Below are 18,075 nucleotides of genomic sequence, written 5' to 3'. Positions count from 1 at the left end.
TCTGTCGTGCTGCTACGGCTCGGAGCGGCGCAGGTCGTCGATCAACTCTGCCGCCACCTGATCCGGTTCGGAGAGGCAGCGCCAGGCGGGCACCCGGCGGACAGGTGTGGAACCACGTGTGATATCGAGCTGAGCGAGCACCCGGCGCAGCCCCCGGCCGTCGGGGTTGCCCATTGGATCGTCGACGACGACGGCCAGTTCGACGTGCCCGAGCCCAACCACAAAGTCGACCGCCTGCCCGGCCACGGGAACGTCGCGCCGCACGCTTGAACCGGTGCCCCGAAGTGCAAGGTGTAGTCGATCCGCTGGCGCTGTCGCGGCATCCGGTCGGGTGTCGGCGACATCCTGGGCCAACGCCAAGGCGGTCAGCAGGCCGCGTTGGCCCGACCACCACGATCGATCACCAACCACGACGAGCTGAGATTTCGCCCGGGTGATGGCGACATTCCACAAGTTGGTCTGGTGTACCAGCCAGCCTCGGGTGCGGTCCGGTGTGCCGTGCGCCCCGACCGGCGAGACGACCATGATGTCTCGTTCGCTGCCCTGAAACTTGTGGATCGTCGCGCAGAGCAGGTTGTCGGTAAGGCCGGCGCTACCCAGGGCCGCGGCCAGGCGCCGCTGGTGCGCGGCAAGCGGTGTTACCACCCCGATCGAGACATCGGGGTACGTGACCCGCAGGTCTGTCACCTCGGCGACGACCGCGCCGATCTCGATCTGGTTGAACCCGGAGCCGGTTGTGTCACGGTTGAACTGTCCGGGCACGTCGCGCCAACGGACCGCGGGATTGGCTGGAGCGGCCAACCGGTTCGGATCTGTGAGCACGGTGAGCCGGGCCTGATAGACCTCGCGGTTCGGCACTTCCACGATGTCCGGGTGGCATCGGTAGTGTTCGTCGAGGAGATGCGCCGCGCCCGCAGCGGTGGCGAACGCGTCGTACGCGGAATGGGCCGTATAGGTCAGTCGGCGGGTGGTGAGCCATCCGGTACTCAGTTCCGCTCGGGCACGTTCGGTGACGTCGTCGCTTTCTGGCAGGTCCACGACGGGTGCGAGCTGACGCGGGTCGCCGATGAGCAGGGCCCGCTTGGCACGATAGAGCATGGGCAGGATCGCGGGAATTGTGCACTGTGCTGCCTCGTCGATCACCACAAGGTCGTACATCGCCGGGCTTCGCTTCAAGCGCCGGGCGGAGAGAGCGGTCACTGCCCAGCCTGGCAGCACTCGGAGCAACTCGGGGAAGTAGGCCCAACTGTCCGACTGTGGCTTGGCCATCTCATCGGCCCGGTCCTGGAGCAGGCGTGCCCCAGCCGCCACCCGCCGGGCGATCTGGGCCCGTAGCAGATCGATGCTGAGCGCGGGCCGTTCGGTGCCGATCAGGTCGACCAGTCGCCGCCAGGCAACGTCGGCGTCGGGCAGCTCAGCGAGGCGTCGCAGGCATTCTCGCCAACGCAGCTCGATCACCGCCCGTGCGGCGAGCGCCTTGGCGGCGTCTCGATCCGCAACCTGATATGACCGCAGCCGCCACCGGTACCACCAACCGAACCACCTGCTGGCGAGGGCCCGATCGGTCAGCTGGACGAGATGCACCAGCGCCGCGTCGTCGGTGGGCAGCGGCGCCGCATCGAGGCTGGGGTCGATCTCACGCTCAACGGCCAGCTCCGCGAGGTCACGTTCGAGCAGCCGCCACTCGTCCAGCGTCTTACGGAGGCTCGCGGCCTCCTCGCCCAGAAGTCGCAGATCGTGCCAGGGCGTCCGATTCTCCGGCGTGGTTGGCCGTTCCGTCGGTGGATACGCCGTCAGGATGTCGGCGACGTGTTTCGGTTCCTGCGTACGGTGGTCCTTGTTGCCCGTCCGCAGCAGCAGGCCCGGGCCGATCAGGTCGGTCACCCGGTCGAGCACGGAGTCGACGGCCTGGTTGCTGGTCGAGCCGATCAGCACGCTCTGGCCGGCGGCGGTGGCGGTGGCCAGCAGGGCTGTGACGAGTTGACTCTTGCCGGTGCCCGGCGGCCCCTGGGCCACGGTCAACGGCTGTGACATCGCCGCCTGGATAATCTCTTCCTGGGCCTCGTTCGTCGGGCTCATCGCCACCGTCGTGACCGGCGCCGCAGCTGCCTCGTCCGGGCGGACCGCCAGGGCAGCCAGCGCCGTCCGCTCGATGAGCCGAGGATTTTTTATCATGCCCCGCAGGTCGTCGACGAGCTGCCGCTGTGGTGACTCGGCGGCGTCGACGGTGTACAGGATCGCGGCGTTCTGTACCCCGTTCACCGGCCCCGGGCGGATGGTGCCGCCGAGCTTGGCCGGATCCAAGTCCGTAACCGGGCTCAACCCGAACGTCTTCACGAGTACGTCAACGGTGGCGGCGAGGGAGGCGGGGTCTCCCGGCGCAAATGCCTGTTCGACGCGGAGCCGCAGTTCGTCGGCCTCCACCTCGGAGAGCTGGAACAGGTCGACGAGCGCGGCACTGGGCCGGGGCGGAAAGGAGGCGTGCAGGACGTCGTCCGCGCCGACGGTGACATCACAGACCAGCAGCGGCGCGAGCCGGAGGGGCTTCTGCCGAGCCGGCCGAACCGCGACGACGGGATAGCCGTACTGGATCTCCCTGCCGTCGGCGCGTGCCCGCGCGGCGAGTCTGGCCGCCGCACCGCCGAGCTGAACGGGCGTTTCCGAGGTGAAGACGACCTCGGGACCCGGCGGTGCCGCGACGTACGTCGTGCTTGCCTGCGGATCGATGAACGACTGCAGCACGGTCGACCGCTGCATGCAGTTGATGTAGTAGGTCACCAGACGACGCCACTGGTCCGCGTCGAACGGCGCTTCGTCCCTCGGACTGGCGGTGACGGCGGTGACCTGCTGGGCGGCGGCGGCGGAACCCGGGGCCGTCACCAGCCGGATCGGCTCGGTGACGCCCTCACTCGACTCGACTGGCGTGTGCTGGCGACGTCGGGCCATCTCGGTCGGGGCGTACCGGGAAAGGTCGTTGGTGGTGATCCACCCATCGTCGGAAGGCCCCTCGGCCGCACCGCGCAGGCCGTCAAGAAGCACCTCGGTGAAGACCGACGGGCGGTCGGGCCCCTGCGCCTTTGACGCCTTCTGATGCGTGCTGGAGGTCAGGATGAAGGTGCCACGTTGCCGCTTGAGACGGCGTGGCTCTTCCCGCACACCGCCCCGGAAACGGTGCCGGGCCGTGAACGCACCGGAGAAACAGCAGTCGAGGAGGACGACTTTCTGGCTGGCTTTGGAATCGTTGAGCAGATGACGCAGCATGCCGTCGGTGTCGAAGGCGGTAGCGTGCAGTTGCCCGCTGACCGTGTCGGTCGCCGCGAGAAACAGCGACTGACCGTCAGGGTGCATCACCCCGTGGCCCGAGTAGTAGAGCAGGGCCAGGTCGCCGGTGCGCCGCACCCCGTAGAACTCCTCGACGATCTGCCGTAGGCGCGCTGCTGGCAGGTCGAGTTCGGCGCGGACGCTGTCGAACTCGCCCGCGCTGTCCAGCACCGCCTTGAGCTGCGCAACGTCCTGTCGTACCGAGGGGAGGGGCGCGAGCGCTCGGTCGACGTGGCAGGTGGCCGTGCCGAGCAGCAGGGCGTGCCGGCCCATCAGGGACGGGACCGGTCGATCGCGGCCCGCACCGTGCTGATCAGTTCGTCGGTCTGTGCGTGGGTGGGCTGGTCGATGGTCAGCTCGATGTCACCGACCCGCAGATGCACCCGGCGGCCGGTGTGGCGTTGCAGGAAGGCCAGGACAACGTCGACCAACGCCTGCACGTAGCCGGGCTCGGTGCCCGCCAGCACGGTGACGACGCCGAGCGTCAGCTCTGCGACGCCCTTGGCAGCCGGGTCGACGGTGGCTCGCTCGACGCGAGAAACATCGCCGACCTCGCGGAGGTCGTCCGCCAGCTCGTCGGTCAGCTCACCGAGGACGAATTCGTCGTCGTCGGCGAGCGGCGTGAACGCGATCCGGATGCGGACGTGAGACATCCAACCTCCTGACTGAGCGGCGCGAACCAACCTACGGAAAAGGCACCGTCAAAACCTGCTTCTGTCAACTTATTGATCGAAAGCCCGTTGCTGACAAGGTTTTTGCGCTCCTACATGGAGCATGGGTTATTCCGATGTGGAGTCGTGTACTAACCTTCACGCCTGCTGTCCGGACGCCGCCTGCCCACCTGTGGCGTTCGATGACTCAGCGGCGACGCCCCACGGGCTTGAAGGAGCACCCGGATGACCATGGCGACCGACAATCCTCCGGTGCCGGGCCAGCTCGTCACGGTACGCAACCGGCGCTGGGTCGTCGCCGACGTGGTCCGCAGTGACGTGACCAGCGGCGACCCACATGTCTTCACCGGCCGCACCCCGCACCTGGCCACCCTGGTCAGCATCGAGGACGACGCCCGCGACGAGGAGTTGCGGGTGGTCTGGGAGCTGGAGCCGGGCCGGCGGGTGCACGACAACGCCACGCTGCCGGACCCCCGCAACGGGTTCGACGACCCCGGGCAGTTGGACGCGTTCCTGGACGCCGTGCGCTGGGGCGCGATCGCCTCGGCCGACCGCACCGCCCTCCAGGCACCCTTCCGCTCCGGCATCGAGATCGAGGATTACCAACTCGACCCTGTGGTCCGGGCGTTGTCGATGCCGCGGACGAATCTGCTCATCGCCGACGACGTCGGCCTCGGCAAGACCATCGAGGCCGGGTTGGTGATGCAGGAACTGATGCTGCGGCATCGGGCCCGCACCATGATGATCGTCTGTCCGGCCGGGCTGACCCGGCAGTGGCGCGACGAGATGCGCGACAAGTTCGGCCTCGACTTCCGCATCGTCGACGCGGCCCTGCTCCGGGAGCTGCGCCGGGCCCGCGGGCTCTACACCAACCCGTGGACGCACTACCCCCGGTTGATCGTCAGCGTGGACTGGCTGAAGCGGGACCGGCCGATGCGGCTGCTCCGCGAGGTGCTGCCGGCAACGCCGCGCTATCCGCGCGCCGTCGACCTGCTGGTGGTGGACGAGGTGCACACCTGCGCACCGTCCGGCCGGGGCCGGTACGCGGTGGACTCGCACCGCACGAAGGCGATCCGGGCCCTGGCCCCGCACTGCGAGCACCGGCTCTTTCTCTCCGCCACCCCGCACAACGGTTTCACCGAGTCTTTCACCGCGCTGCTGGAGCTGCTCGACGACCAGCGGTTCGCCCGGGGCGTCAAGCCGACCGACGAGCAGTTGGCCCGGGTGATGGTGCGGCGGCTCAAGAGCGAACTACCGCCGAGATGGGACGGCACACCCCGGTTTCCGACACGGCACCTGAGCTACCTGGAGGTCGACTACTCGGCTGCCGAACGGCACGCACACGACCTGCTCAGCCGGTACGCGGCGAGTCGCCGGGCCAACGCCGACGGGCGGGCCGGACAGATCGCCGCCGACTTCGTCACCACTCTGCTCAAACGTCGACTTTTCTCCTCGCCGAAGGCGTTCGCCGAGACCGTGGAAACCCACCTGGCGACGATGACCGCCCGGGACCACACCACCGACGACAGGGCGGTGCGCAAGGCGGAGCGGGCGGCCGGCGAGAAGGTCCTGCAACCGGTGATCGACCGGCTGGCCGAGACAGCCGAGGACGACGCGGCCTACGGCAGTGCCGAGGCCGATGCCCTGACCGCTGTCCGGCATTACGCTGCGCCGCTCTCCGCCGAGGAACGGGCACTGCTGGGCGAGCTGCGCACCTGGGCCCGCTCGGCGCAGGACCGACCGGACGCCAAGCTGGCAGCGCTGCACCGCTGGCTGGACCCGATCGTGCGGCCCGACGGTGAGTGGCAGTCCGAACGGGTGATCATCTTCACCGAGTACCGCGACACCCAGCGTTGGCTGCACGACCGCCTGCTCAGCGCCGGGTACCCACCGGAGCGGATCGCTCTGCTCTACGGCGGGCAGGATCCGGACGAGCGCGAACACGTCAAGAACGTCTTCACCGAGCACCCCGACCTCGACGACGTCAGGATTCTGCTCGCCACCGACGCCGCCAGCGAGGGCATCAACCTGCAACGGCACTGCCATCGGCTGCTGCACTGGGAAATTCCGTGGAACCCCAACCGCCTTGAGCAGCGCAACGGCCGAATCGACCGGCACGGTCAGCGGACCGCCCGGGTGGAGGTGCTGCACTTCGTGCCGGCCGGTTGGCAGCAGGTCGACTACACCACCGGTTCGCTGGAGGACGAGCTGGCGTTCCTGCGGTTGGCGGTGGAGAAGGTCGAGGCGATCCGCACCGACCTGGGCAGCGCCGGTGAGGTGATCGCTGCCCAGGTCGAGCAGAAGATGACCGGCAAGCAGACCGACTGGCGGGTCACTGACGTCGAGATCGACCGACGGGCGAGCCGCGCCCGGCTTCGGGTGGAGCGCGACCTGGCCCGGGACCTGCACCGGCTCACCGAGACGCTGAAGGGCAGCCGGGCGGAACTGAACCTCACCCCGGCCACCGTGGAACGGGTGGTCCGCACCGGGTTGCGTCTGGCCCACCGCCGGGACCTGATCGACGCGCCCACCCCGGCGAGCGCGTCCGGTGACTGGTTCCGGCTGCCTGAGCTGCCCGGCGCGTGGGCCGCCGCCCGCAACGACGGGCTGCTGCACCCGGTCACTGGGCGGGAACGGCCGATCACCTTCGATCCGGACGCGGCGGCGGGGCGGACGGACGTGGTGCTGCTGCACCTCGGGCACCGGTTGGTGCAGATGTGCCTGCGCCTGCTGCGGGCCGAACTGTGGGCGCAGGCCCGGGGCGACGCCGGGTCTGCCGGTGCGAAGCTCAGCCGGGTCACCGCCCGGGTGGTCCCCGGTGACCTGCTGCGTACCCCGGCCCTGGTCGCCCACGGCCGGGTGGTGCTCACCGGCGCGGAGGGCACCCGACTGCACGAGGAGATCGTCACCGCCGGCGGCCTGATCGAGGGCGGGAAGCTCGTCCGGGCCCGCCAGGAGGACCTGGAGGCGCTGCTCGCTGCCGCGACCGACCAGGTCCCCGCCGAGCAGGTCCGGCAGAGCCTGACCGAGCTGTGGCCGACGCTGACCGGGCCACTAGGTCGCGCCCTCGGCACCCGCGCCGACCAGCGCGCCCGCAGCCTGCACGGGCTGCTCGCCCGCCGCTGCGAGGAGGAGGTGACCGCGATCGGCGCGGTCCTGACCGAGCTGGAGACCTCGATCCGCGGCAAGCTCGCTGACGAGCCGCACTGGGAGCAGCCGACTCTGTTCGCCATCGAGCGCGAGCAGTTGCACGCCGACCGGGACGCGCTGCACGCCCGGCTGCGCGACATCCCGGCCCAGCGCGAACGGGAGAGCAACGCGCTGCGCCGCCGTTACGCCGACCCGACGGCCCGCTGGTTCCCGGCCGCCGTCACCTTCCTGGTCCCCGCGTCCCTGGCCCGAGGTGCCCGCTGATGCCCGCCATCCCCCGCCAGTCCCGAGGAACGTCCCGCGCGGCCGGCTCGAACCGCGCGGCCGGCCCCAACCGTCGGGCCACCGGTCGGCCGGCCGGGCCGCCCGCACAGCGCATCGACGAGCAGCACGCCGAGTGGCTCGGCCTGCTGCGCCCGGAGGGGCCGTTCCTGACGGTGCCGGTGCTCGTCGAGACGCTGCCGCACGGGCTGGACACCGTGCCGACCGACGTGCGGGACCGGATCCGCCAGGGCTGGGCGGAGGTGCAGGATGCCCCGGATCTACTCGGCCCGGCCTGGGTGGAGCTGATCCTCGGGGAGTTGTTGCGCTACCCGGCGAGTGCGCGCACCGACGGTGCGGTCGGGGTCACCGGCGCGGACGGCTTCCGGCCGGACGTGGTGCTCTCCGGTCCGCAACCCGGCGGCGGCAGTGCGGCCCGGCTGCACGTGCATCGGCTGCCCTTCGACACGTCGCTCACCGCTGCCCGGGGCGACCGCCCGGCCCCCGTCGAACAGGCCTCCCAGCTCTGTCGGGACACCGGCGTGCCGCTGGCGCTGGTGACCAACGGGCAGCACTGGGCGCTGGTGCACGCCCGCCGAGGCGAGCCGACCGGCGTGGGTGTCTTCGACGCCGACCTCTGGTTGGAGGAGCCAACGCTGCTGCGCGCCTTCGCCACCCTGCTCGCCGCGGCCCGGGTGCTCACCCCGCCGACCGGTGCCGACGGCCGTCCGTCGAGCAGCCTCGCTGCGCTGTTCGCCCGCAGCGCGGAGGCGTTCACCCAGATCACCACCACCCTGGGCGACCAGGTGCGCCGGGCGGTGGAACTCTTCGTCGGCGAGCTGGCCCGGCTGGACCGGGAGTCCGAGGGCCTGCTGCTCGGCAAGGTCAGCGACCGGGAGATCTACCGGGGTGCGCTGACCGTGATGATGCGTCTGGTCTTCCTGCTCTACGCCGAGGAGCAGCGGCTGCTGCCGGTGGCCGACCCGCTCTACGCGCAGGCGTACGCGGCGTCCACCCTGCACGGTCAGCTCGGTGCGGCCCGGGACCTGCACGGCGAGGAGGTCGGCGATCGGCGTACCGCCGCCTGGCCTCGGCTGCTCGCCCTCTTCGCCGCGGTGCACGGCGGCTGCGAGCACCCCGACCTGCGGATTCCCGCCCACGGCGGGTCGCTGTTCGACCCTGAACGGTTCGGGTGGCTGGTCGACGCGGCGGTCACCGACCGGGTCGTGCACGAGATGCTGGACGCCCTGCTGGTGCTGCGGCACCGGGGCAGGGCCGCCGAGAAGCTCAGCTACTCCAGCCTCGGCGTGGAGCAGCTCGGCCACGTCTACGAGGGCCTGCTGGAGTTCTCCTGCGCCCGCGTGCAGGAGCCGTACGTCGGGCTGCTCGGCAAACGCGAGCCGGAGCTGCCGCTGGCCGAGTTGGAGGCCGCCGCCGCCCGGGGCGAGGCGGAGCTGCGCGTCTGGCTGGTCGCCCGCTGCGACCTCACCGCCCGGCAGGTGGAGAAGGCCCTGGCCGCGACGCCCGCGCCGCACCAACTCGCCGCGCTGCACGCGGCCTGCGACAACGACGCCGACCTGACCGAGCGGGTACGCCCGTACTGGGGGCTGCTCCGCACCGACCTGCGCGACCTGCCCACGGTCTTCCCCGCCGGCTCGGTGCTGTTCACCCAGTTCGGCGACCGGCGGAACACCGGCACCCACTACACCCCTCGGGAACTGGCCGAGGAAGTCGTCCGGCACACCCTCGCCCCGCTCTGCTTCGCCCCCGGTCCGGCGCAGGACGTCACCGACGAGGGGGTATGGCGGGCCAAGACCGCCGACGAGCTGTTGACGTTGAAGGTGCTCGACCCGGCGATGGGTTCCGGCGCGTTCCTGGTGGCGGCTTGCCGCTACCTCGCCGAGGTGCTGGTGCGGGCCTGGCACCGCGACGGGCTCCCCGCCGAGCTGTCGGAGCTGGCGAACGGCAACCCGGACCAGGAGGACCTGCTGCTCGCGGCCCGTCGCCTGGTCGCCGCCCGCTGCCTGTACGGGGTGGACCGCGACGACATGGCGGTGGAGCTGGCCAAGCTGTCGCTCTGGCTGGTCACCCTGGCCAAGGGCAAGCCGTTCGGCTTCCTCGACCACGCGCTGCGCTGCGGCGACTCGCTGGTCGGCATCACCAACCTCGATCAGCTCACCGCCTTCCACCTGGACCCCGGCATGGGGCGCTACCAACACAGCCGCCTCTTCGGCGACCTGGTCGACCGGCTACACCGGACGGTCGACGAGATGACCGCGCTGCGCGAGTCGATCGGCGCGACCGTGGTCGAGGACACCCGCGACGCCGCCGACAAGGCCGCCAAGCTCGCCGAGGTCGAACATCTCGGCGAGGGCCTACGGCTGGCCGCCGACGCGGTGGTCGGCGCCGCGCTCTCCACCGCTGTCCGCCCCCAGCGCCGCCCATGGGACCCGGAAGACGACACCGACGACACCGAGACGAAGTACGACGACCGCCTGCTCAGCATCAGCGACGACGTGTACCGCCTGCTCGACGGGCCGAACGACGCGGAGTTGGCCCAGCGAGTCTCGATCACCGTAGCCGGCTGGCTGCGCGGCTCCCGCCCGGAACCGATCCGACCGCTGCACTGGCCGCTGGAGTTCCCCGAGGTGGTCAACCGCACCGGCTTCGACGCCGTCATCGGCAACCCCCCGTTCGTCGGCGGCCAGCGCCTGACCGGGGCGATCGGGCCGGACGTACGCGAATACCTGGTCGAGCGGATCGGCCGGGGGAAGCGGGGAAGCGCCGACCTGTGCTCCTACTTCCTGCTGCGCAAGCTCAGCGTCACCGGCAAGGGGCGAGTGGGCATCATCGCCACCAACACGATCGCCCAGGGCGACACCCGGGAGGTTGGTCTCGACCAGGTCGTGGACATGGGCTGGACGGTCTACCGAGCGAACAAGTCCCAGCCCTGGCCGGGTACCGCTTCGCTGGAGGTTTCCCTGCTCTGGGTCGGCCACCCGGCCGACGACGAAACGCCGATTCTCGACGGACATCCGGTTCCGGGAATCACCCCGTCGCTGGACGCCCGCTCCCGGGTCACCGGCAACCCGTACCGCCTGACCGCCAATTCCAACTTATCCTTCCATGGGTCCAACGTCCTGGGCGAAGGCTTTCTACTCGAACCCCGAGAAGCGCAAGCGCTGATCGCGAAGAACCCTCGCAACGCGGACGTTCTCTTTCCCTACCTCACAGGGAAGGACTTAAACACTTACCCCGACTACTCGACCCGCCACTGGGTCATCAACTTCCACGACTGGCCACTAGAAAAAGCTCAGGAATACCCCGACTGCTTTGCTATTATCGAAACGACGGTCAAACCATTCCGGGCAACGAACAACGACCGCAGGCGTCGCGATATTTGGTGGAGATTCACCAGGCTGGCCCCAGAGCTTTATTCGGCGATAGCACACCTAAACCGAGTTCTTGTCATTTCCCGTGTTAGCAGCACTGCGGCCGCAACCTTCGTGCCCACAAAGCAGGTGTTGAATGAAAAAATTGTAGCCTTCGCCACGGATCGGCCCGAGAATCTCTCACTTATCAACTCTCAGATCCATGTCCAGTGGGCATGGAAGTACTCATCGACGCGCACCGGTGATCTCCAATACACGCCGTCCAGATGCGTTGAGACTTTTCCCCAACCGAAGCCGACCGAGCGGATGGGGCGGATCGGGGCGGAGTTGGACTCGTATCGGCGTTCGGTGATGTTGGGGCGGGAACTGGGGCTGACGAAGCTCTACAACCTGGTCCACGACGAGCAGGTGACCAGCGCGGATATCCAACGGCTGCGGGAGATCCACGTCGAGATCGACGAGGCGGTGGCCGACGCGTACGGCTTCGACCTCACGCTCGGGCACGGGTTCCACCGGACCCGGCAGGGCACCCGGTTCACCATCGACCCGACCACCCAGATCGACGTGCTGGACCTGCTGCTCGAACTCAACCACCAACGCCACGAGGAGGAGCGGCCCCAACAAGCCGCCACCCGACGCAAGCCACGAAGGCAGACCAGGACGACCTCGCGTCCTCGCACCGACAAGGCTTCGGCAGCGCTGGAGCCCACGCTGGACGACGGTCTCTTCCCCCTACCGGATGCTCTGTTCTAGCGACGATAGGTTGACCATATGGTGATCTGGGATCGGGAATCTGCCTTCCGTTATTTATTCGAAGCTGCGGCTGACGCGGCGCTGAAAGAAATCGGGTTTGGTGGGAAAATGCGCGCAGCGCTCATAGCCCTGCCGCAATCGGAAGATGATGCCTTAGTGATTCTCGATGGAAGTTCGGCTAGAAAATTACATAGGGCAGACCCGGTGTTCCCGCACGTGAATCTCGCAGACATCGAAGCGAAGGTTGGCTCCGTGGATGGGTTGGAGCCTGCTGTGCGACCCGACAACAAGTACAGCGTTGTTCTGGAAGAAAACCTGAACTCTCGCCAGAAAAGCGTGCCTTGGTATTTTTTCGTAGCGCCCCAGTCGGCCACTGTAGGAAAGTATTTTGTCTACGCTGCACTGGCCGCACCCGCTGTAGCTATCGATCGCGTTCCACAACTTTGTCGTACCACAAGCAGTGGTGCCGTAATAGCCTCCTCCCTAGTCTCTGGCCTAATTCGCCAACTTCTGCACCGGGCGTGGCTTTTTCTGTCGGCCGACCCTGATGGCTACGGTATCCATTCTCTGTCGATCCAGAGGTTCGAATTAGCTCGCGCGGCAGCGGCCAACCTTGTGGCGGATGCACTGGACCCATCTGGTCTCCACGGTAGACGTGATAGTGACATGCTGCTGAGTAGCATCTCGTCTCTTCCCTATGAAGGAAGAGTCGGACAAGGGGTCATCACTGTCGCAAACCCAGAGTTGCGTAGTATTAAGGTTCACCTTCATCTTCTGTCGCCTGTTTCCATGGAAAGGCGGCATGCGATCCGAAAATTGATGGAGGTGACCACGGAGAGTAAGGTTCTGCTTCTGCATCAAGCGGAAGTTTATGGTGTCGGTGAAATAGACACTTCCGTGCAGGAATCGGCGGAACTTACGAGAATAGACTTCGTGGGGCGTGGATCTTGGCAGTTGCGACAAGGTGATCGGGTTATTTTGGAGGTAAAAGACGGGATAGCTCGACTGCCGATCGCCGCAGATTTGGACGTTTCTGGAATTGTCGACAGGGTTTCCTGGCTGCTTCCGGGAGCTGATATCGATGCTCTTTTGAGGCTGGCTCGCGCTGCACGTCATAATCGTCATGGCGCGATGCTTATTATCGCAGCTAATGCAGCGGAAGAAGCGCTCCGTCTTGCTCCCCAGGCATGGGCAGTGCACCCCGCTTCGATTGATGACGAGACTATGACTCAATTGACGGAAATGGATGGCGCAGTGCTCGTCGACCCAGAGGGACGCTGCCATGCAATTGGCGTGATCCTCGATGGCGTAGCGTCCGGTATGGGGGATCCGGCCCGGGGTAGCCGATACAACAATCCTATCCGTTACCTCGGAACGCAAAGAGCGACGAGCGAAGGCATTTCAAGCGCGGTAGTTGTTGTGTACAGCACCGACGGCTCTATCGACATCCTTCCGTCTTACCCGTCGAGGGTTGAACGGGCGTTAGTCGAGCATCTGGTATCACGCCTCCATCATCTTGCGGGAGTTTCCACTCTTGGAGATCACGGGCTGGAAGATCTATCCACGACGCTAAGAGTGCTTCGAGAGCATAAATTCTACCTCTCGGCCCGCCAGTGTGATGCGGTAAACGATGCACTCGATAGGCTGGCTCAAGCCGTGACCGAAGTAGCAGTTAAAGAGATGTTCATACCGAAATTCGAGGCGGACCCTCGCATGGATGAAGAGAGGTTTCTGTCTTGAGGCCGATAGGCGCAATGGGGCAATCTTTGTATCTCGTCAATAATTCGAGGATGTGATCGTCAGCATCTGGCTGGGGCTACTCGGTTTCGGGCGTCGTCCTGGATGGAGCATCCTCTGCCGCCACATAATCGGTTCTCCTGCTAATTATGTTTAAACTCAGATCTCCCAAAGTAAGCCGGTCGGTCCAGTATGAGCCACTTAGACTCTGGGGCTTCAGTCCTACAAGGCTGAGGTTCGCGGTTCCAAGATGAGGTCGGCTCCTCGGCCTGTGTATGTATTTAGGGACATTCTGATAAGTGAAAGTTAGGATTCGTTGTACTCGGCTATCTCCATCTGGTCGAAGGCTGGCTGAGGTAGAGACGGAAGCACTCTCACCTGAAACCAGACGGATAGCCACTGTCCAGTACGTTTGTTCTATAACTACGGTTGCCTGAATTGGTCCACGATTTCCATCTTTCGGAATTTTGCTATCGGGATGGGGGTAAAGATATGCGCACCACGTTCCCCCGATCGAGGGGCGCCTGGCGAGTTGAATAACGCCCGGCCACTTCCAAATCCAGAGATCGAAGGCAACTACGCCGATGATCAAAAATGCGGGCAGGTAGGCGAGCGCGACCTTGACCCCGGGTCCGAAGCGGAATCCGCTGCCGTAGAGAATGACGGCGTAAATTGCACCTACCGCAATGGCGGTTGAACGGACAACTGTTGTTGGGGGGCGCATCTCTTTAGTTTAGGATCCTCGTGCACCATGGCTGAAGCTGCCGGCGCACCGCTAGTGCCGTGACCACGAACGTTCACGGTGTTGGTTGACACGCCGTCCGGCCTGTCGACGGGGCGGCGTCGCGGCGGTCAGGCTGTGGCGGTGGCAGATCCTGTACGCGTGCGGCGGCTGAGTGACCAGGAAGGTCAGCAGCTGCTCAGAATCACTCGCCGGGGAACTGGCTCCCCGATCCGACTGCGACGGGCGATGGTCGTGCTCGCCTCGGCCGGCGGGAACACAGTGCCGGCCATCGCCCGCCTGGTCCAGGCCGACGAGGACACGATCCGGCAGGTCATCCACCGGTTCAACGAGATGGGGATGGCCAGCCTGGACCCTCAGTGGGCGGGTGGCCGTCCCCGCCAGATCAGTAGCGACGAAGAGCAGCTCATCGTCGAGACGGCCAACACCCGCCCCGAGAAACTGGGGCGGCCGTTCACCCGGTGGAGCATCCGCAAGCTCGCCGACCACCTGCGCCTGCATGCCACCCGCCGGATCCGGATCGGGCGGGAACGGCTGCGGCAGATCCTGCACCGGCACCAGATCACCTTCCAGCGGACCAAGACGTGGAAGGAGTCCACCGACCCTGACCGGGATGCCAAGCTCGCCCGGATCGAGTACGTGAGCAGCCAGTTCCCGCAGCGGGTGTTCGCGTTCGACGAGTTCGGTCCCCTGGTGATCCGGCCGCAGGCCGGCGCCGGGTGGGCTCCGGCCGGGCATCCGCACCGGCTGCCCGCGAACTACCACAAGCTGCACGGGGTTCGGCAGTTCCACGGCTGCTACTCCGTCGGTGACGACCAGCTTTGGGGCGTCGTGCGGCGGCGTAAGAGCGCCGCGCACACCCTCACCGCACTCAAGTCGATCCGCGCCGCCCGCCCCGACGGGGCACCGATCTACGTCATCCTGGACAACCTGTCCGCGCACAAAGGCCGCAAGATCCGCACGTGGGCGGCCCGGAACAAGGTCGAACTCTGCTTCACTCCGACCTACGCCTCCTGGGCCAACCCGATCGAGGCCCAGTTCGGGCCGCTACGCACCTTCGTCATCGCCGGCTCGAACCACCCCAACCACCCCGCGCTCGCCCGGCGACTCCAGGCCTACCTGCGCTGGCGCAACGCCAACGCCCGCCACCCCAACGTCCTGACCGCCCAACGCCGCGAACGCGCCCGCATCCGCAGCGAACGCCAACGACGATGGGGCCAACCCACCACCCGCGCAGCCTGACCCCAACACCCTGAACGTTGGTGGTCACGGCACTAGCGGTTTCGCCAACACGTGGCCGCCGGCGGCAGGCCCACCCTGCGAGATGTCAGTCCAAGCCACAGGGCGAAACTGCGTGCTAGCTCGCCGTGTCGGCCTTGAGGCTGGTCAGGAAGCTGGTCCAGGAGTGGCCGTCGAAGGCGAGGATCGGACCGGTGCGATCCTTGGTGTCGCGGACGTCGACCGCGCCGTCGACGAACCGCACCTCGATGCAGGCCGCGTTGTCGGAGCTGCGGGAGGACTTGAACCAGCCACGATCGGGGCGAGGGGTCATCACGTCATCTCCTTGGCAATCTGCCGGATCAGCTCCAGCGACTCCACCGAGCTTAACGCCCGCTCCCGCGCCTCAGCGAAGGTCACCGCGTAGTCCGCGACCCGGCTGGACTGGTCGATGATGTCGCTGGAGGTGAGCACCTCCTGCCAGACCAGGTCGGGCAGCCGAGGCGACGGAAACGACAGGATCTGGAACGGGCCACCGAGCGCGGGGTGCGCCCCGGCGGTGAAGGGCACCACTCGGATCTCGAACTGCTCCGGGCGCTCGGTGAGCAACCGGTCGAGGTGGTCGAGCTGGGCGCTCATCACCGCCGGGCCACCCACCTGCTGCCGCAGCGTGCCCTCGGCGATGACGGTGGTCAGCCGCAGCGGGTGGTCGCCGACGAGCCGCTGCTGCCGGGCCATCCGCACGGCGACCCGCCGGTCCATTTCGGTCAGCCGGACGTAGGTGTTGCCGCCTCGGATGACCGCGCGGGCATAGTCCTCGGTTTGCAACAGCCCGTGCAACAGCTCGTTGTGGTAGCTGCGGACGTGCTCGGCGCCCGCCTCGTAGCCGAGGAAGCGGAGGAACTCCGCCGGGAAGAGCTGCGAATACTGGTGCCACCAGGCCCGCCGCATCGCCGCGACGCGCAGCGCCTCCAGCTCGGCGGCGTCGGCCGGGTCGATCTCGTACACCGTGACGAGCTGGGCCAGCCGGTCGGCCGGCAGCTTGACCCGCCCGGCCTCCACCCCCGAGATGTACGCCTGCGTGATGCCGCTGGCGCGGCCCGCCGCAGCCGCAGTCATCCCCACCTCCTCGCGGCGTTCCCGCAGCCGTAGCCCAAGCTCCCACGCCTGAACGGTGGGCGACTCGAGTGGTGGCGAAGACTTGCGGCGCGTCCTTGCGGCGCTGGGCGTCATCTCTGCTCCATCCTGTGAGTGTCACCGATACCTGAAAGACCATACTCGATGAAAACAGGCGACAACATGCCCTTGATATAAGCGAACAAGTGAGTGATGCTGCCTCTACGGGATTCACGCCGATGCGAGGAGGCAGGATGGCTGGCGAGATCAGGTGGATCGAGCAAAGGCAGCAGGTGCGGCACGCGTTTTCACTGTCCCGGGTCGTGGATGCCGGCACCTGCGACGAGTGGCACGACCTGCTCGGGGTCCTTCGGGTGCCGGTCGACCGGCGGATACCGGACAAGCTGTGCGACCGGTTGCGCCCGTGGGCATTGGCCACCCTGGCGGCCGGCGGTTACGGCTTCGGCCGCTACTACGCGTGCTACTCCACACTCGACGAGGACGACGAGCCGGACAAAGCCATCGCGGACGAGGACATCGACTGGTCCGGCACGGCCGTCCTGGTCCCCGCCGAACCGCCCGCCGGCCCGGTTCAAACTTGACCTTCACGCGAATCGAACATATGTTCCGATCGTGGTGTCCTTCGAGCAAGCTGATCAGCGACATCGGCCGGGATGGCCGAGCCGGGATGGCAGGCCAGGGCCTACGATCGTGGGCATGGACACGGCGACGATCGAACGGGCTGCCCTGGTCGCCCTTCTTCGCCGCCCGCAGACGAGCTGGTCGGAGACGGCCCTGGAGATTCAGGAGAATGGCAGCGCGAAAGCCGTCCTCGAACGATCCGTCGGTCACTCCGACACGCTCTTCCCGGACCTGGAATCGATCTCCGACCTGATCGACGGTGCCGCTGACGAGATAGCCGGCTGGCAAGCGGAAGGGATCGGCGTTCACGCCTTCTTCGACGCCACCTACCCGGCTCAGCTTCTCGGCATCCGGGAGATGCCTCCGCTCCTGTTCAGTCGGGGCAATTTACAGGTTCATGATCGAGCAGTGGCGGTTGTCGGCAGCCGTAAGGCAAGCGCCGACGGGTTACGGATCGCCCAGGCGGTTGCCACCACCCTCGCCAGGCGTGGCGTGACCGTGGTCAGCGGGATCGCCAGCGGCATTGACACCGCCGCTCACACCGCCGCGCTGAAGGCGGGCGGACGCACCGTCGCGGTCATCGGCACCGGGATCCGCCGGTACTACCCGGCAGAAAACCGACGTCTACAGGACCACATCTCCGACGTCGGTCTGCTGATCTCCCAGTTCTGGCCCGACGCCCCGCCGAGCCGGCAGAGCTTTCCCATGCGCAACGCCGTGATGAGCGGGTACGCAGTCGCAACCGTCGTCGTCGAAGCAGGCGAAACCAGCGGAGCGCGGATTCAGGCCAGGCTCGCCCTTCAACACGGCCGCCCCGTCGTCCTGACCAGTCAAGTCATGCGCTGCGACTGGGCCAGGGCGTTCGCCGAGAATCCCGGCGTCTACGTCGTCAACGGCACCGCAGAGCTGGTGGACGCCATCGACGACATCCTCAGCTACCAGCCCACCGAAGCCGGCCTGGAGAACTTCCCTGACTTGGCCCTCCGCTGACCAGCGCTGGACCATCATCCGCCGGCACATCGAGGTCCAGCGCGGCTATCTACGCAACCCGTTGCCGGCGTACGCCTGGGTC

At 67.1% G+C, this 18,075-nt stretch carries 10 protein-coding genes; 6 read left to right on the top strand and 4 right to left on the bottom strand.

Annotation, left to right across the window (positions count from 1 at the left end):
- Nucleotides 1–12: 12 nt before the first annotated feature.
- Both O3597_RS14740 and O3597_RS14735 read right to left on the bottom strand, forming a co-directional pair.
- A complete protein-coding gene (locus O3597_RS14740) occupies nucleotides 13–3,594 on the bottom strand; it encodes an AAA domain-containing protein (RefSeq protein ID WP_281601495.1) in 3,582 nt (1,193 codons plus the stop codon).
- Nucleotides 3,594–3,974 (bottom strand): hypothetical protein, encoded by a 381-nt coding sequence (locus O3597_RS14735; RefSeq protein ID WP_099846484.1) that lies wholly within the window; start codon nucleotides 3,972–3,974, stop codon nucleotides 3,594–3,596. The genes O3597_RS14740 and O3597_RS14735 overlap by 1 nt, the downstream gene beginning before the upstream one ends.
- A gap of 243 nt (nucleotides 3,975–4,217) precedes the next feature.
- Here O3597_RS14735 and drmD point away from each other — a divergent pair, with 243 nt between their 5' ends.
- The 4 genes from drmD to O3597_RS14715 all read left to right on the top strand — a co-directional run bounded on the left by drmD (nucleotide 4,218) and on the right by O3597_RS14715 (nucleotide 15,269).
- Entirely contained in the window at nucleotides 4,218–7,406 is a 3,189-nt protein-coding gene (drmD, locus tag O3597_RS14730) for a DISARM system SNF2-like helicase DrmD (RefSeq protein ID WP_281601494.1), read from the top strand.
- Complete coding sequence (locus O3597_RS14725; RefSeq protein WP_281601493.1) at nucleotides 7,406–11,548, top strand: DNA methyltransferase; 4,143 nt, start codon at nucleotides 7,406–7,408, stop codon at nucleotides 11,546–11,548. Before drmD ends, O3597_RS14725 begins: the two co-directional genes overlap by 1 nt.
- 18 nt (nucleotides 11,549–11,566) lie before the next feature.
- Nucleotides 11,567–13,288, top strand: a complete 1,722-nt coding sequence (locus O3597_RS14720; protein WP_281601492.1) for a hypothetical protein — start codon at nucleotides 11,567–11,569, stop codon at nucleotides 13,286–13,288.
- 862 nt (nucleotides 13,289–14,150) lie between these two features.
- Nucleotides 14,151–15,269: an IS630 family transposase gene (locus tag O3597_RS14715; protein WP_281601491.1), complete on the top strand. Its 1,119-nt coding sequence runs from the start codon at nucleotides 14,151–14,153 to the stop codon at nucleotides 15,267–15,269.
- Nucleotides 15,270–15,384: 115 nt separating this feature from the next.
- Here O3597_RS14715 and O3597_RS14710 read toward each other — a convergent pair whose 3' ends face one another.
- Complete coding sequence (locus tag O3597_RS14710; protein WP_281601490.1) at nucleotides 15,385–15,579, bottom strand: DUF397 domain-containing protein; 195 nt, start codon at nucleotides 15,577–15,579, stop codon at nucleotides 15,385–15,387.
- Nucleotides 15,579–16,478 (bottom strand): helix-turn-helix transcriptional regulator, encoded by a 900-nt coding sequence (locus O3597_RS14705; protein ID WP_281601489.1) that lies wholly within the window; start codon nucleotides 16,476–16,478, stop codon nucleotides 15,579–15,581. Before O3597_RS14705 ends, O3597_RS14710 begins: the two co-directional genes overlap by 1 nt.
- A 137-nt stretch (nucleotides 16,479–16,615) precedes the next feature.
- On the opposite strand from O3597_RS14705, the gene O3597_RS14700 reads away from it, so the two are divergent.
- On the top strand, nucleotides 16,616–16,963 hold the full coding sequence (locus tag O3597_RS14700; RefSeq protein WP_281601488.1) for a hypothetical protein: 348 nt from the start codon (nucleotides 16,616–16,618) through the stop codon (nucleotides 16,961–16,963).
- Nucleotides 16,964–17,078: 115 nt separating this feature from the next.
- A complete protein-coding gene (locus O3597_RS14695) occupies nucleotides 17,079–17,993 on the top strand; it encodes a DNA-processing protein DprA (RefSeq protein ID WP_281601487.1) in 915 nt (304 codons plus the stop codon).
- The last annotated feature ends 82 nt before the right edge of the window (nucleotides 17,994–18,075 follow it).

Source organism: Verrucosispora sp. WMMA2044, from assembly GCF_027497155.1.
Taxonomy (GTDB): Bacteria; Actinomycetota; Actinomycetes; order Mycobacteriales; family Micromonosporaceae; genus Micromonospora; species Micromonospora palythoicola.
The sequence above is the reverse complement of the archived record's forward strand: the minus strand, read 5'-3'. Positions and strand labels throughout refer to the sequence as shown.

Excerpts from the sequence above, each read along its gene's own strand:
- O3597_RS14740 (WP_281601495.1), bottom strand. The coding sequence starts at position 3,594 with ATGGGCCGGCACGCCCTGCTGCTCGGCACGGCCACCTGCCACGTCGAC.
- O3597_RS14720 (WP_281601492.1), top strand. The coding sequence starts at position 11,567 with ATGGTGATCTGGGATCGGGAATCTGCCTTCCGTTATTTATTCGAAGCT.
- O3597_RS14705 (WP_281601489.1), bottom strand. The coding sequence starts at position 16,478 with ATGACGCCCAGCGCCGCAAGGACGCGCCGCAAGTCTTCGCCACCACTC.
- O3597_RS14735 (WP_099846484.1), bottom strand. The coding sequence starts at position 3,974 with ATGTCTCACGTCCGCATCCGGATCGCGTTCACGCCGCTCGCCGACGAC.
- O3597_RS14725 (WP_281601493.1), top strand. The coding sequence starts at position 7,406 with ATGCCCGCCATCCCCCGCCAGTCCCGAGGAACGTCCCGCGCGGCCGGC.
- O3597_RS14710 (WP_281601490.1), bottom strand. The coding sequence starts at position 15,579 with ATGACCCCTCGCCCCGATCGTGGCTGGTTCAAGTCCTCCCGCAGCTCC.
- O3597_RS14695 (WP_281601487.1), top strand. The coding sequence starts at position 17,079 with ATGGACACGGCGACGATCGAACGGGCTGCCCTGGTCGCCCTTCTTCGC.
- O3597_RS14700 (WP_281601488.1), top strand. The coding sequence starts at position 16,616 with ATGGCTGGCGAGATCAGGTGGATCGAGCAAAGGCAGCAGGTGCGGCAC.
- drmD (WP_281601494.1), top strand. The coding sequence starts at position 4,218 with ATGACCATGGCGACCGACAATCCTCCGGTGCCGGGCCAGCTCGTCACG.